This window comes from Marinomonas algicola (assembly GCF_014805825.1).
In the GTDB taxonomy this organism is placed as follows: Bacteria; Pseudomonadota; Gammaproteobacteria; order Pseudomonadales; family Marinomonadaceae; genus Marinomonas; species Marinomonas algicola.
In genome coordinates, this window is sequence record NZ_CP061941.1 from 2,025,793 (window position 1) to 2,041,384 (window position 15,592).

14 protein-coding genes and 1 pseudogene are annotated in these 15,592 nt (G+C 40.8%); 11 read left to right on the forward strand and 4 right to left on the reverse strand.

The genetic code is table 11. The features are described from left to right. Positions 1 to 35 precede the first annotated feature (35 nt). The 10 genes from IEZ33_RS09195 to IEZ33_RS09240 all read left to right on the forward strand — a co-directional run bounded on the left by IEZ33_RS09195 (position 36) and on the right by IEZ33_RS09240 (position 8,062). Positions 36 to 1,067: an NAD(P)H-dependent glycerol-3-phosphate dehydrogenase gene (locus IEZ33_RS09195; RefSeq protein ID WP_191603352.1), complete on the forward strand. Its 1,032-nt coding sequence runs from the start codon at positions 36 to 38 to the stop codon at positions 1,065 to 1,067. Then, positions 1,060 to 1,338 carry a DUF4389 domain-containing protein gene (locus tag IEZ33_RS09200; RefSeq protein WP_191603353.1) on the forward strand — a complete coding sequence of 93 codons (279 nt, stop codon included), beginning with the start codon at positions 1,060 to 1,062 and terminating at the stop codon, positions 1,336 to 1,338. Before IEZ33_RS09195 ends, IEZ33_RS09200 begins: the two co-directional genes overlap by 8 nt. Then, positions 1,331 to 1,816 carry a phosphohistidine phosphatase SixA gene (gene sixA, locus IEZ33_RS09205; RefSeq protein ID WP_191603354.1) on the forward strand — a complete coding sequence of 162 codons (486 nt, stop codon included), beginning with the start codon at positions 1,331 to 1,333 and terminating at the stop codon, positions 1,814 to 1,816. Before IEZ33_RS09200 ends, sixA begins: the two co-directional genes overlap by 8 nt. Positions 1,817 to 1,836: 20 nt before the next feature. Next, complete coding sequence (locus tag IEZ33_RS09210; RefSeq protein ID WP_191603355.1) at positions 1,837 to 2,697, forward strand: alpha/beta hydrolase; 861 nt, start codon at positions 1,837 to 1,839, stop codon at positions 2,695 to 2,697. A gap of 51 nt (positions 2,698 to 2,748) precedes the next feature. Further along, positions 2,749 to 3,552, forward strand: coding sequence for a DUF4892 domain-containing protein (locus IEZ33_RS09215; RefSeq protein ID WP_191603356.1), 804 nt, complete (start codon positions 2,749 to 2,751; stop codon positions 3,550 to 3,552). A gap of 138 nt (positions 3,553 to 3,690) precedes the next feature. After that, the gene (locus IEZ33_RS09220; protein WP_191603357.1) at positions 3,691 to 4,464 is read left to right on the forward strand and encodes a hypothetical protein; all 774 of its coding nucleotides are present in this window, start codon (positions 3,691 to 3,693) and stop codon (positions 4,462 to 4,464) included. A gap of 73 nt (positions 4,465 to 4,537) precedes the next feature. Then, positions 4,538 to 5,443: a 50S ribosomal protein L3 N(5)-glutamine methyltransferase gene (gene prmB, locus IEZ33_RS09225; protein ID WP_206696927.1), complete on the forward strand. Its 906-nt coding sequence runs from the start codon at positions 4,538 to 4,540 to the stop codon at positions 5,441 to 5,443. Positions 5,444 to 5,460: 17 nt separating this feature from the next. Further along, a complete protein-coding gene (gene aroC / locus IEZ33_RS09230; RefSeq protein ID WP_191603359.1) occupies positions 5,461 to 6,558 on the forward strand; it encodes a chorismate synthase in 1,098 nt (365 codons plus the stop codon). 130 nt (positions 6,559 to 6,688) lie between these two features. Further along, positions 6,689 to 6,988: a hypothetical protein gene (locus tag IEZ33_RS09235; RefSeq protein WP_191603360.1), complete on the forward strand. Its 300-nt coding sequence runs from the start codon at positions 6,689 to 6,691 to the stop codon at positions 6,986 to 6,988. Between the two features lie 156 nt (positions 6,989 to 7,144). Then, positions 7,145 to 8,062: a LysR family transcriptional regulator gene (locus IEZ33_RS09240; RefSeq protein WP_191603361.1), complete on the forward strand. Its 918-nt coding sequence runs from the start codon at positions 7,145 to 7,147 to the stop codon at positions 8,060 to 8,062. Positions 8,063 to 8,080: 18 nt separating this feature from the next. Here IEZ33_RS09240 and IEZ33_RS09245 read toward each other — a convergent pair whose 3' ends face one another. From IEZ33_RS09245 to kynA, 4 genes are all read right to left on the reverse strand, one after another. Continuing rightward, positions 8,081 to 8,356, reverse strand: coding sequence for an Lrp/AsnC ligand binding domain-containing protein (locus IEZ33_RS09245; protein WP_191603362.1), 276 nt, complete (start codon positions 8,354 to 8,356; stop codon positions 8,081 to 8,083). A 65-nt stretch (positions 8,357 to 8,421) separates the two neighbouring features. Then, positions 8,422 to 9,699 (reverse strand): kynureninase, encoded by a 1,278-nt coding sequence (gene kynU, locus IEZ33_RS09250; protein WP_191603363.1) that lies wholly within the window; start codon positions 9,697 to 9,699, stop codon positions 8,422 to 8,424. A 26-nt stretch (positions 9,700 to 9,725) separates the two neighbouring features. Continuing rightward, positions 9,726 to 10,388 (reverse strand): arylformamidase, encoded by a 663-nt coding sequence (kynB, locus tag IEZ33_RS09255; protein WP_191603364.1) that lies wholly within the window; start codon positions 10,386 to 10,388, stop codon positions 9,726 to 9,728. A 2-nt stretch (positions 10,389 to 10,390) separates the two neighbouring features. Beyond that, positions 10,391 to 11,236, reverse strand: a complete 846-nt coding sequence (kynA, locus tag IEZ33_RS09260) for a tryptophan 2,3-dioxygenase (protein ID WP_191603365.1) — start codon at positions 11,234 to 11,236, stop codon at positions 10,391 to 10,393. Between the two features lie 340 nt (positions 11,237 to 11,576). Here kynA and IEZ33_RS09265 point away from each other — a divergent pair. Then, positions 11,577 to 15,533, forward strand: a pseudogene (locus tag IEZ33_RS09265) (Dyp-type peroxidase). The last annotated feature ends 59 nt before the right edge of the window (positions 15,534 to 15,592 follow it).

A 15,592-nucleotide genomic window follows, 5' to 3' on the forward strand; every position in this document is an offset into this window, starting at 1 on the left:
GCATTATTTAGTGAAAATTTAAGGAATATCCAAACATGAAGAGCAAATCAGTTTGTGTTCTCGGTGGTGGTAGTTTTGGTACCGCATTGGCAAACATCATGGCTCACAATGGTCATCAAGTCAGCCAGTGGATGCGCAATGAACAGCAAGTAGAAGAAATCAATTTAACGGGATTAAACAGTCGTTATCTACCAAATTCCCCTCTTCATAGAGAACTTTTAGCCACCACCAATTTAGAAAAAGCCATTTATGACAGTGATATTATTTTAGTATCCATTCCTTCAAAATCATTTGAAGACGTCATGAAACGAATTTGTCCTTGGCTAACACCTGAAAAAACGTTAATTAGTACAACGAAAGGGTTCAACCCAAATCGATTTGAATTAATGAGTGATGTCTTGGCTCGCAACGGTGTTACTCAGAAAATTGGCGTACTCAGTGGACCGAACTTAGCCAAAGAGATCGCGGCAGGGCAGTTAACAGGAAGTGTTGTAGCAAGTGACAGCGCTGATGTGCGAGAACAAATGATCGCCCTTCTGAAATCGACTACCTTTAGGGTTTATGAAAGTACTGATATGACGGGTGTGGAGTTAGCCGGCGCACTAAAAAATATTTATGCGATAGTGTGTGGCCTAGCAAAAGCCTTACAAGTTGGTGAAAATACAATGGCTATGATAATGACACGAAGTCTAGCGGAAATGAGCCGATTTGCGGTTCATTTTGGGGCCGACCCCATGACGTTTTTAGGTCTAGCTGGAATGGGGGATTTAATTGCAACTTGTTCTTCTCCTTTAAGTCGTAATTATCGTGTAGGTTTTGCTATTGGTTCAGGTAAAGAGTTAAATCAGGCGATCACAGATATTGGCGAAGTCGCCGAAGGTGTTAATACTTTGAAGATGGTTGTTGAAGAGGCGCAAAAACACAATCTTTATATGCCATTGGCCCAAGGTTTATATAAACTTTTATTTTCTGGAGCCACATTAGACTCGCTTATCAGTGGGCTTATGACAGGTGATCAGAAATGGGATGTCGAATTTGTAACTCAGCAGGAGAGTTCTAATGTCTAAACCAGGTTATACACAACAAAACTTTTGGATACGACTCATTTTCATGTTGTTGTATTGGGTAATACTGAATGTGTCTCTTTCTGTATTCGGTTTTTTAGTGCTAATTATGACTATTATCCGTTTCGGATCGCAACATAAACCAGCAGGAATTGTTGCTTTTCAATTCAATCTAACCGAATTTATTGCTCAAACGATGTCATTTCTTACCTTTAAAACAGAAGAAAAACCTTACCCGTTTACATCATGGCCTAAGGTTAATAATCATGACTGATAATATTAAGTCACTGTTTGTTTTACGTCATGGCAGTGCGCAATCTTCAGATTTTCAACATGATAATTTGCGTCAATTAACCCCAAACGGGGTGGATGAGATACTACTGACAGGAAAATATTTTGCCTCCTTAGGCGTTAAGTTGGATGCCGTTTATGTTAGTCCATATATTAGGGCTCAGCAGACAGCTGACCATTTTTTGCGAGAAATAGGACAAGATATTGCTATTGAAACCATTGATCTTATTACTCCAAGTGGTCGACCATTAGATGTCGCTATTTGGCTGTCTAATTTAAAATCAAAAAATGTCTTACTAGTCACCCATCAGCCGTTTGCTTATCAACTGGTTGATTTACTTTCTAATGCGCATCTACCAAATGATTTTTCAATGAATACTGGTACTTTAGTCTCTTTATCGGGAGAATTATTTGTCACAGATTGCTGTTCATTTAATGGCTTTTATTCGCCTAACGTCTAGACTTTTAAAGGTTATCGTTTATGCCAAATGAGATTCAATTTTCATTAAAACATACAAAATTGTCCGGTTTGCAGTGGCGTAAAAAAAACTCAGATGATGTTTGCGTTGTTGCCCTCCATGGTTGGCTTGATAATGCGGCCTCGTTTTCTGAGCTGGCGCCAAAAATTGAAAACCTATCTGTAACCGCGTTGGATCTGGCTGGGCATGGGTATTCTGATCATCGCCCAGATGGTGCTTTCTACCATCTTTGGGATTATGCTCTTGATGTTATTGAATATTTACATACACAAAAACAAAGCGTTTGGCTTGTGGGACACAGTATGGGCGGATCGGTTGCCATGCTTGTCGCCGCACTTGCTCCAGAAAAGGTTAGAGGGCTAATTGTATTGGATAACATGGGGCCCATTACAGAAGAGTCCCATACTCGAGTGGCGACCATGCAAAGGGCGATCCAGAGAATGTCTAAATTTAAAAAAGACAATGGTACTCGCTATCAAACCAAAGAAGACATGATATTAGCTCGGATGGATGGTTTTACAAAGTTAGGTTACTTTGCTTCCAGTAAGCTAATTGAAAGAGGGGCGCTAAAACACAATGATCAATGGGTTTGGCGTCATGATGGTAAATTAGGCTTTCCATCTCCCTATCGAATGGATGAAGAAAGTGTTTATAGTTTTATTGATAAAATAGTTTGCCCTACTCTTATCCTTATTGCTAATGATGGTATTTATAAAGATAAACCTGAAATAGTGTCATCTAGATCGAATTGTTTTTCTTGGGTTAAGCTAAAATGGTTAGATGGCGGGCATCATTTTCACCTTGAGCCTGATACCAGTAATGCCGTAGCCGCCGAAATTAAGCACTTTATCGATCATAATTAATTCACTGATCACCATAAACAGAACACGCTTCAATATTAAGGTTGGATGTGTATGTATGAGAATAAAACAATACCAATACTGCTGATGACTGGAATCATTTCGGTGTCCTCTTTTTTTTCAGTAATGAGCGCCGCGTCAACAATTTTGCCGTATCGAGAGGCCAAAGTTGAAAACACCGCCATTTTAAATAATCATAACTATGTCATTCCATTATCGAAAATACAAAGAGCGGGGCGGGGGTGGGCACCAGAAAAAGTGCTTGATGTTGATGCCCAAGTTACACGCTTCACCTTTAAAGTACCAAGAAGCAGTGATTTAGATGAAGTTTATCGTTTCTATCTCAACCAAATAAAACAAGCCGATACAAATGTTATTTTCGAGTGCAATAGTCGCAGTTGTGGTAGCAGTAATGCGTGGGCCAACAATTTTTTTAATGATTACCGTCTCTATGGCGCTGATGACAACCAATCTTTAATCGTCTTACAAAATAATCAGCTTTATTACGTCATGTATATAAATAGGCGAGGGGCGGGTGATGTTATGGTTCGAATTGACCAAGTGTCTCCAATAGTAGGCGCTATGATTAACCCATTCTTTGAACAACAACTCTCTGTGCTTGAGATACCGAAAATAAGACGATTTATTGAAGATAAAGTGGCAGGCGAGCGCTATTTTGCAGTCGTTACGGCTGATGCAGGAAGTCCTGTTGAGAGTTTCGAAAAAGCATCAGCCTATATTGATGAAGTAAAACTGGGGTTAGGGCAGAGACTGAAAACTGACATTGAATTTATTAATTTAGGCCGTTCAGATTTAGAAACCTACGGTGAAAGTAAAATTACTTTTATAAAGCGCTAGCTGTTAATGTTCAAAAACTTTTGTTTACGAGCGTGTGTTATTGCTTTTGATGCTTAAGGCTTTTACTTTTTTAAAAAATTATATAAGATAAAAAGAGAATTTTTTTTACTTTTTTTATCTTATTTGGACTTTACTCACATGGCTCGTAAGGCAAATATATCACGCGAAGAAATATTATTAGCTTGTTGGGATTTATTAGAGCAAAACTATTACCCTAATATCCCTAGGGTGGCGGAATACTTTCAAAAACGTGATGGAAGGAAATGTTCCAATACCACCTTGCTAAATAGCATTTCTGAATGGGAAGAGCAGTACAAAGAGCGTCAGCAGGTAAAGTTCAGTGATTTAGGCAATGCATTAAACCCCGTCTTTAAAAAAATAGAACGTGAATTTGTACAAGTTTTACAGTCTCAGCTTGATGAAAAAGTGGGAGAATTTGAACATTCAGAGCAACTTAAGTCTGATGCTGTAAAAGGGCGCTACCTTTCTTTATCTAAATCACTTGCAACACAAGCTGATCAATTGCTTAACGCAGAAGAAAAAGCAAACCTATTTGAAAAAAAATCCCATGAGCTCATGAATGATTTTCAATATATGAAACAACGATACGAGGACACATTATCCACGCTCTCAGTGTCTACTGAAAGCCTGCGTGCATGTGAGCAACAGTTAAAAGAAATTCAGTTAAATTTAGTACAGAAAGAAGTAGACCTAGTAAAGATTGAAAGTCGTTATTCAGCAATAGAAAATGAAAATAAACGGTTGATGTTAGAATTAACCATGCTTAAAAAGGATTTTGACCTTTTAAAACAACAAAATTCCGAATTGAGTAACGTGAATGAGCAAAAAGTCATTGATGTTCTTTCTGCAAAAATTGATAGCTTGAATCAAGGTGTTAGGAAGAAAGAATAGAGTGGCTATCAGATGCAGAATAGTATCAATACAGGGTATAATCTTTTTTTTGTTTTTCTAATAAGTGAATTCTATGAGTGTCAACCAGTCCGCCGTTCGTGATTTAAAAACCATTAAAGATTTTATTCGCTGGAGTTACAGCCGCTTTCTTAAAGCCGATTTGTTTTATGGTCACGGTACGGATAACGCTTGGGATGAAGCGGTGCATTTGGTTTTGCGAAGCTTACACTTACCTTTAGACTTTGAGCGTTCTATGCTTGATTGCACGCTGACTACTGACGAGAAGAAGCGAATCTTAAAGCGGGTTCATTTGCGTATCTCTAAGAGAGAGCCTTTACCCTATTTATTAGGTGAAGCGTGGTTTATGGGCTTACCTTTTAAAGTAACTCATGACACATTAATTCCTCGCTCTCCTATAATGGCCTTACTGGAAAATGAGTTTAGCCCATGGTTACCTTCTTATCCTTTACGTATTTTGGATATGTGTACAGGTTCTGGTTGTCTTGGGATTGTGGCCGCCATGGTGTTTGAAGATGCTCAAGTTGATGTGACTGATATTAGTCCTGCGGCCTTAGAAGTGGCGAAAGATAATAGTATATTCCATCAAGTTGAGTCACAAGTAACTATTATTGAATCCGATATGTTTGATAATCTTACCGAGAAAAAATATGATCTGATTATTTGTAATCCACCGTATGTTGATGCGGAAGATTATCATACGGCTCCGAAAGAATTTCATAATGAGCCACGATTGGCACTTACCTCTGGCGACGATGGTTTGGATTTTACCCGTAAGTTTTTGTCTAATGCGGCTAACTATTTAACAGATGATGGCATCGTCGTCTATGAAGTCGGCAATACGGAAGTCGCTCTTCAAGAAAATTATCCTGATGTCCCTTTTATGTGGGTTGAATTACCTGCGGGTGGCAACGGCGTTTTCATCTTAACGAAAGAACAGTTATCAAAATTTCATTTTTAAAAGAGTAACTATACGCTATGTCTGGTAATACATTTGGCACTTTATTTACAGTAACTACATTTGGTGAAAGTCATGGTCTAGCATTAGGTGCTATTGTAGATGGCTGCCCTCCAGGATTAGAGTTAACCGAAGCGGATTTACAGAAAGATTTGGACCTTCGCAAGCCTGGAACCTCAAAACACACCACACAACGACGTGAACCAGATCAAGTAAAAATTTTATCCGGTGTGTTTGAAGGTAAAACAACAGGCACCCCCATTGGTTTGTTAATTGAAAACACAGATCAGCGCTCTAAAGATTATGGCAATATTGAAGACACTTTCCGTCCTGCACATGCAGATTATACATACGATCAAAAATACGGTTTCCGTGATTATCGTGGTGGCGGTCGTTCATCAGCTCGTGAAACCGCAATGCGAGTTGCGGCTGGAGCCATAGCTAAAAAATATTTAAAAGTTCGATTTGGAATTGAAATACAAGGCTTTTTATCACAGCTTGGTCCAATTAAGCTGGAAATTAAAGACCTTTCTCAAGTCTATGAAAACAGCTTTTTTAGCCCTGATCCTGATGCAATACCTGAACTTGAGCAATACATGACGGCTTTACGCCGAGAGGGTGACTCGGTTGGGGCTAAAATTACCGTTGTAGCGAAAAATGTTATGCCCGGTTTAGGCGAGCCCGTCTTTGACCGTTTGGATGCTGACATCGCAAAAGCCATGATGGGTATCAATGCGGTTAAAGGTGTTGAGATAGGGGACGGCTTTGAGGTGATTGAGCAAAAAGGCAGTCAACATCGTGATGAGATTACGCCTGAAGGCTTTTTAAGTAACCATGCGGGTGGCGTACTTGGTGGTTTATCTTCTGGTCAAGATATTGTTGTGCATATGGCTCTTAAGCCTACCTCAAGCATTACCATCCCTGGTAAAAGCATTAATCGAAAAGGTGAATCGATTGATGTTATCACTAAAGGTCGTCATGATCCTTGTGTCGGGATTCGCGCCACACCTATTGCGGAAGCAATGTTGGCGTTAACCCTAATCGACCATGTTATGAGAGATCGGGCGCAAAATGCCGATGTGCACTGTAAAACGCCCATTGTGCCAGCTCATATTTAGGTCGACTTTGTAAAGAAAAAGCTCCGTATTATCGGAGCTTTTTTGTTTCCGTTAGGCGTTATTTTTATTGCTACTGCCATTGAGATATGGCATTTTATTTAAAAATAACAATAAACTATGGAGAAATCTAATGGCGCTTAAATTTGGAAGTCGTGAAGAAAACTTTGGCAGTGAGCTACAATGTCCTAACTGCGGCTCAAGTCATTTGCATCAAAAAATTGTTGATGTTTATGAAAGACATGAAGATGCGCGTACGGGGTTGCATGCTCAGATTAAAGACAATAAATCGATGACCGACGCAAATATGACGGATAACCCAAGTCCAAGAAGGCAAGGGATGTTAATTCATTTTAATTGTGAAGAATGCACTACGTCACCTATATTGAAAATATTTCAACATAAAGGCACTACTTACATGGATTTTCAATAATATCCATTGCCCATAGTAAATGTGCCATAGCTAGATGAAGTTTTACCTATGACACATTTCTAATCTTATTTCGCCTCAAAAGATATTTCTGCCGAATCACGTGAAAACATAATTTGATTAAACCACATTAAAATAAGTGACCCTTAGGAGTAGACTTTGGCCCCTAAAATTGGAATGCGTCATCTACAAATGATTCAAATGATTGCGCAAACAGGTAACGTCTCTGATGCCGCAACCATGTTGACAATTACCCAATCAGCGTTAAGTCATCGTATACGTGAAGCGGAACGTTTATTGAGTACCCCATTGTTTATAAGACGCAATAAAAAGCTGGTTCCCACGACGGCTGGTGAGAGGCTACTGCATTCAGCTAATGTTATTTTAAGTGAAATGGAAAAAGCAGAATTCGATATTGCTAAGTACTCAGCAGGAATAGAGGAGACTGTACGACTTGGAATTGATCATAGAGTAGGAAGTGACTGGCTGCCGAATCTGTTTCAATATTTTACAGAGCAAGTGCCGGCGGCTGAATTTGAGTTGGTTACCGAGCTCAGCCCAGACCCTTTATATTGTTTACGCAATGGTAAAATTGACTTATGTTTAGTGTCAGGTGCTAAACCACAAGCGGCTTTTAAGAGTCATTTGTTATTTAAAGATGAATTAGTTGTTGTGTTTTTACCTAATCACCCTTTTTTTCAAAAACATACGATTGAGGTAACCGACTTTCACGATCAAATTTACATTACTGACACCACAACGCCTGAATACCATCGTGAGTATGAGCAGGTCTTCAGTCCAAATAACAGTTTTCCTGAAAGAGTGATCCGAGTCGGTCGGTCAGACATGATTATCGAATTTATTAAATCAGGTAAGGGCATCAGTATTTTGCCTAAATGGACCTTTGAAACTTACCTTAAACAGTCGAATTTAGTCTACAAATCCATCGGAGAGGGGTTTTATATTGATTGGTTCATTTTTATGCGTAAAGATGAGGAAGATGGATCGGCAACAAACAAATTAGCTCAATGTATGATACACAGACTGTCTAGTTCCAATGATCAAGAACGAACATAAGAACTAGACACAATAAGATTAGTTACCAATTGAGAACATTGCTTCTAAATCGTGTTTAGAAAACGCTTGAAAGGCAATTAATGTTTCTGTTTTAACAATATTTTGATTATTAGCCATAGCAACATTGACTAAATCGGCTAATTGATCATTAGTATTAACACGACACAATGCAACTAAATCAAAGCGCCCACCGACAGAGAACACTTCCGTAATACCATGGGTATCAATCAAAGCTTTCGCTACATCATTCGTTTTTGAACGCTCGGTGTTAATTAAAATAATGCCAGTTACCATAATATTTTCCTTTATCATTACTCAAGTGAGAATTGTTTTTCAAGTTTATCAAGAAAACGGTTACTTTACGTTACTTTGCTTCTTGTTTTAAATTCAGGTCGATTCCATGTTTCATTTCGCATAATAGTATCTAATGCCTGCACCGTATTCCATAAATCGATAAATTGCACGTAAAGTGGGGCAAAACCAAAGCGGAGGATTTCTGGTGCTCTAAAGTCACCAATAATATTCTGATGAATAAGTGCTTGCATAATAGCGTAACCCTCTGAGTGTTTGTAAGAGACCTGACTGCCTCGTTGGCTAGGCTCTAATGGCGTGGCCAGTTCAAAGCCATACTTTTCGCACAAGGGTTCCATCAGTTTTATAAAGTGTTCGCTCAACGAAAGCGACTTTTCTCTCAATTGAGCAAAGTCCACCTGACACATTATATCAACACCCACTTCTAAAGCCGATGCGGCAATGACAGGCGTTGTTCCGCAAAGTGTTTTTTCGATTCCCGATGCCGCCTCATAATCGTCACTCATGGCAAAAGCATTTGCATGGCCGAACCACCCTGTTAATGGTTGCTGTAGCTTTTCTATGTGTTGCTCTGCAACGTACAAAAAAGCAGGAGCGCCGGGGCCGCCATTTAAATACTTATAACCACAGCCAACAGCAAGATCTGCGTGTGCTTTATTTAAATCAACAGGAACGGCTCCAGTACTGTGGCTTAAGTCCCACATCATTAATGCACCTTGATCGTGTGCCGCTTTGGTTATGGCAGCCATGTCCAGCATGGTGCCAGATTTGTAATGCACATGGGTTAGGCAGACTAAAGCCGTGTCTGAATCTATGTGTTGAGTGATCTCATGGCTTGGTACGGTGACAATCTCGATTTGTTGACCAATGAAGTTTTTTACACCGTTTAAGATATAAAGATCGGTGGGGAAATTACCTGGCTCTGTGACTATTTTCGTGCGACCTGGGTTGAGTTTGATGGCCGCTGCAGCCAATTTAAATAAATTTATCGAAGTTGAGTCACAGACAATGACTTCGTGTTCCTTAGCGCCAACAATTTTCGCGAGTTTACCCCCAATTCGTTGAGGCAAATTAATCCAGCTGTGAGTGTTCCAGCTGCGTATCAAACCGGTTCCCCATTCAGTGGAAATCACTTCTTGCATACGGGTCTTAGCCGCCGTGGGCAATACACCCAAAGAGTTGCCATTGAGGTAAATTAAGCCATCGGCTAATTCAAATTGTCCGCGAAAACTGGCTAGTGAGTCTTGTTTATCGCATTCGACAAAGTAAGCTTCGTTCAGTTCTGCATGGGTAGGAATAGATAAAGGCGTTGAGTTAAAAGGCATATTGTGACTCCTTACGAAATAGCTGTTTAAAGGGATTGCAGTAGGGCTCGAACCGGAGAAGAGTCGAGGCCTGCAAGCTTAAGTGGTGGAGCAATAAGTTGATATTCACCGGCAGACACTTCATCAAAAACGAGACCTTCTAAAATGGCCATGTTGTGACGCTTAATGGCATTGTGCGCATCTAATGTTTTGGAGGTCTGATGATCTAAAGAGGGGCTGTCTATCCCGACTAAACGACAGCCGTAAGACGCTAGCCACTCTATCACCTCGAAATGTAGGCTGATGAAGTCATCATCCCAAGTTTCGGCTGGGAAGGCCTGATAGGTTTTAAATAACACTCTTTCTATAACGGGTTGACTCACATCAATTAGATGCTGGCAAACCGATAAATCAATGGTCTTATTGTTAAAGACACAATTGGACAAATCAATGAGCTGACATGGGCCAATGTAAGTGTCGACTGACACATCTGAAATAGCCAGTCCTTCTGGATCATAATGAAACGGAGCGTCTGCATGGGAGCCAGTATGTGTTGAACATTGAAACAAAGACACATTAACAGGGCACTGTTCATCTATATGCCATGTGGATTGTGCATGATATTGGGTATCCCCTGGCCAGACAGGAATACTCGGTCTTAATGACTGGCTAATGTCTATGAATTTGGATTGATTACCTGTTGTCGTCATCGTTAAATCTCCGTTCTAACAGCCCAAAGCTCGGGGAAGAATTGCAAATCTAAGGCTTTTGTAAGATAACTCACGCCGCCAGTTCCACCAGTGCCTTTTTTATAACCGATAATACGTTCTACTGTTTTCATATGACTGAAACGCCAGCGCTGGAAGTTAAACTCAAGATCAACCAACTTTTCCGCTAACTCATACAAATCCCAATGGGTATCGGTGTCTTTGTAAATGGCGCTCCAAGCCGCTTGAACCTTATCGTTATGAACATAAGGATCTGAATAATCGCGTTTAATGACAGAGTCTGGAATATCGAATCCGCGTTTTGCGAGTAGAGTCAAGCAAACGTCATACAAACTGGGGTTGTTTAAGATCTTGGTTAAATGCTCAAAGTGTTTAGGGTTAGCTTTATGGGCATCAATCATGCTTTTATTCTTATTGCCCAATAAAAATTCCATCTCACGATATTGATAAGATTGGAAACCCGAGCTTTGTCCAAGGTCATCACGAAAGCTTGCATAATCCGCTGGAGTCATGGTGACCAGTACTTCCCAAGCTTGAATTAATTGCTCTTGGATGCGCGCTACGCGCGTCAGTTTTTTAAAGGCAGAGCTTAATTTTCCATCAAGGATATTGGCCGCCGCCGCATGTGCTTCGTGCAAACACAATTTTATCCAGAGTTCAGACACTTGATGAATCACGATAAACAACATTTCATCGTGCATACTTGAACGGGGAGATTGAGATTTTAAAATATCATCAAGATCAAGATATTGGCCGTAGCTAATATCTTGCTCCCAATGCACGTTTTCATCACTTAAATCAACAGACGCTTGGTAGGGACATTGCGACATAACGAGTACTCCAACTGAAAGACATGAAACTGAACTGAGTAGGAGTGTATATGGCTCATTAAATAAAATATACCTCATAAAAAAGGCTCTATTTATGAATTTAATTTGCATTATTATTGTTTCTAAAATGTAACAGCAAATTAAGACGTCATAACAAGCCTTAATTAATGAAGGAAACGGACGGCATTACTTTCCTCTACCAAAAGACTGAATTACTGTAATTGTGTAATGGGATGTACTATTTTGCCTTTTGGATTCCGTGTTAGCGTTTGTGAATATTAACACCATCATCATTTTGCAATTCGAGCTAATCAGGGTGCACAATATGAAAACTAGAAAAATGTCACATTCATCTAGAAACGAAGACTTCATTCAATTAAATTACGATGAAAGATTAAGGGCGATTTGGAAATACACGCAACGAGGCTTAGTATACCCAGCTCCCCATGCCATCTTTTCAACCATCCAGTTAAACGGGGAGGTATCGCGCTTAGAGTTAGCCGAATTGATGGCAAAAACACGAGGGCTAATACATAAAGAGCCTCATTTAAAAGATGGCCATTCAACCGTTATCATTGGTGTGTCCTTTCCCCGATGGCAGAAAATTTGTCAGACCGAAAATCTCACACCACCAAAAGGCATGCCGTTAAATTTGCCAAATCCAGGATCGCCTGAAGAATCAAGAGTTTTTAAACAGTCCACAGGCTCTTTTACCAACTCCAATGACGACCTATGGTTTCATATTAAAAGTGATTCCGCCGCGGCCTGTGATGCGCTTTTGCACTTTATCATGCAGGAATTTGAAGAAAAAATAGCGTCGATTGAAAGTCAATCAGCCGCGTCTAAATCCGAATACAATGACGGCCGTAAAGGCAAGGTATTAGGTTGTCGTTTTTCAGAAAATCTAAATAACCCGAGTGACCCTGTGTCCATAGCAAAACACACTATCACAGGAGTGGAAGACATTGAGCACTTAGGTTCATCTTATGTTTTGGCACAGCGCTTTGTGATTAACTGGGATCAAATTAACAGTATGTCTGAGGATCAAATAGAAGACATTATTGGGCGCAAAACAGACGATACTATTATTCCCTCAAGGGATCAGAGGTCACACATAAAAACCGCCAGAATGCAGGATGACCAAGGGAACAATACCCCTGTATTACGTCTCGGGCTACCATTTGGTAAGGCCATGACAAACCGCAATTCGCGGATACCAAAAGGCACCAGCGTGGCGGATGAGAAAGGCATATACTTCGCGGGATTTGCCAAATCAGTCGGTATTTTAGAAAACATCATGAACAATCAAATTGGCAGCGAAGCCGGTTACATGAATGATCGTTTATTTAACCACGTGAAATCCGATTTAGGAGGGTTCTTTTATATTCCGAGCGTACAAGATTTACTGCTTGAAAATAATCTGGGCTACCATAATGATTTTACCCAGTTGGATCAGGGCGTATGGTCTCGATTCCCGGGGGTGGATTGGTCACGACTGGACCGTCATTTTGACAAACGGTCAGCAAACGGTCTTATGTTCTACAATCATAAAAACTACCTCAATCGCATGGCAACCATGTCGGAAGCAGAAAAAGAGACATTTGGTTTCACACCACCTTCTGCACGTATTTTAAGTTTAATCGAAAATACTTTTTCTCTTTGGCAAGATAATTGGTATTTCAACCGTAAACAAGATGAAATTGCCTATGATTTAGCGCATTTTATGACTCTGTATCATGGCGAGGACAAACCGTCTGATATTATGTCTGAGTCTGTGATGATACGAAAAGGCTGGGCGACAAGATTGAGCCTGCACCTATTTTCCTCAGAGGAATATGGTTTTAGAGGCCGTAGAGTGAAACTAGAAGACGGCCGATTAATTCCTTATCCAGGACATGAGCCAAAAGAAGGCAGGGTTATTTATGGGTCAGACACCTTCAGACTGTCAGCGGAAGAAATTATTGTGGGTGCCATGCCGAATCTTAGTTTAGGAGAAGGCCGTTATGTCATGAAATATTTACGTGACGATGAACGTATCGATGGCTTTATCAACAATTTAAGCGAAGCGTCGGGCGTGGGTCATGTAATCCCAAACTATCAAAACGTCCTCAATTTTGGTTTAAAACACTTAATGGATAAAGCCAAATCACAAAAAGACGCTTGTCACGATAAAGTCAAACAAGACTTTTATCAAGCGGCTATTCTATCGTTGCAGGGCGTCAGTGAATATTGCTTACGTTATGCCGAATTAGCGCAAAAAATGGCGGCCTCACTTACCGCGGCTCAAATAACCGAAAAAAACAATTTGTTGTCTATTGAGGCTCGCATGAAAAAGCTTTCAACGGATAAGCCGGACGGCTTTGTGGAAGCGTTACAATTAATTTTCACTCTACACAATTGCTTGCATTTAAATGGTGAACCGACTGCCTTTGGCCGTATGGACCAACTGTTACAGCCTTTTCTCGATAATGACTCGATCAACCTTGATGAAGCACAGGAAGCGATTGATGCCTTCTATGTGAAATTAGACGAAAAAGTTCAACAAAACCGAATATTTATGGAAGACCATCAGCCTTTTGGTAATCTGGCCATGGGAGGCCGCTCCGGACCCTATCCGCAAGCGGCTTCCTTAGGGCAGTGGATCCAACAAATAACAGTAGGTGGAACGGTAGCCGATGGTGCAAATTATGGTGACAGCAAACCGGCTTATAATGAGGTGACCAAGCTCTTTATTCGCGCTTCAGCTCGTTTGCCTCTTAATGCACCTTGCTTGTCGCTAAGAACCCGCAAAGACATTCCTGAAGACATCCTGAATGAAGCCGCAAAAGCCATTCTGTCTGGAGGGGCTCATCCTATTTTACTGAATGATGAAAAAATCATTGCTGGGTTGCATCAAAGCGGCCAACACGTAGGGGGAAAAGACATTGAACACGTCACAGAGGGCGCTTGGAAGTCTAATGTCTCTTTGGTTTCTGCTCAAAACTACGCCTGTGATGGTTGTTATGAACCACAATTTCCTGGGGAAAATTGGTTTTCATTAGGGGGCTTTTCTACCTTAGACCCATTAGAATGTGCCATCAATAATGGAAAAACGTATCGATCCGCTGGTGATACGTTTTTATACGGATAAGTCGTCTCTTTAGCATTAGAAACAACGGATAAAATAGCGACATTTAAACGACTCTTAGAGCTGTATTTTCAGCATTTTAATTACCTGAATCGCAAAGCCATTCATGGTCAGCTAATGAGTTATGGTGCAAACAGCGCCTTTTGTCCTGCGCCATTGTTAAATAACTTTATGGATGGGTGCCTAGAAAAAGGCCAGGATTTTTACAGTGGCGGAACCATTTATAATATTTACGCCCCCTGCTATACCGCTCTCAGTACAACAATCAATTCCTTGTACGCCATTAAAATCATGGTGTTTGATGAAAAAGACGCGGTCACCACGTTACCCGAGTTATTGGAGTGCTTGTGTTGTGATTGGGGTCATAAGATGTCTGAACCCTTTATCAGCTCACTGGCGGGTGAGGGCAGAATCAGTGCTCGTGCCGATCGATTTAAACGGCTTCGAGAGAAGGCGCTCAGTTTGCCTCGTTATGGCCGTGGTCATTCTGATATAGACGCATTTGGTGATGAAATAGTACAAAAAATTGCCAACATCGCCGTAGAAACCTTCACTAAACCCTGGCCGCAAACACGCGCAACCATGGCGCATTTGACCAAGTCTTTCGGTAGTAAAAGGTTTCCATTTGGCATTCAAATACAACCAGGAGTCGGTACTTTTGAAAACCATGTGGCATTTGGGGTAGGCAGTGGTGCCAGTGCAGATGGCAGACGTAGTGGTGAGAGCATTGCGTCAGACTTAAGCTCAGCGCCTAGCCCATCGGATCTTGCCGTAAACCATCAAATCGCGGGGTTCCAAGAGTCGTTAGCCGGATTTAATGGTAAAGGTACAGAAAAAATGACGGATGGAGCGGCATCAGACTTCAATATTCCAGAGGACTTTCCCCATTCAGAGTTGGTTAAAGTGCTTGCGCAGTTTGCAAAAGGGGAGTCATCTAATATTTTAACCGTCACTGTGGCCAACCCTAAAACCTTCATCGAGGCAACCACACACCCTGAACAATATGATTTACTGCGTGTGCGAACAGGAGGTTGGACCAACTTCTTTACCTCTGTCTATCCGAACGTTCAGGCGGAACATAGGCGTCGACCCGTTTCCGTTGTTGGCACGCAAAATCAAGGTCAATCAGCGTCACAGAGTAAATGCCCATACTCATATAACAAGGTTTAGTCACACGTATATTTGATTTAATCATTAGTAGATAATACGAGCGACCAATAAGTAAATAC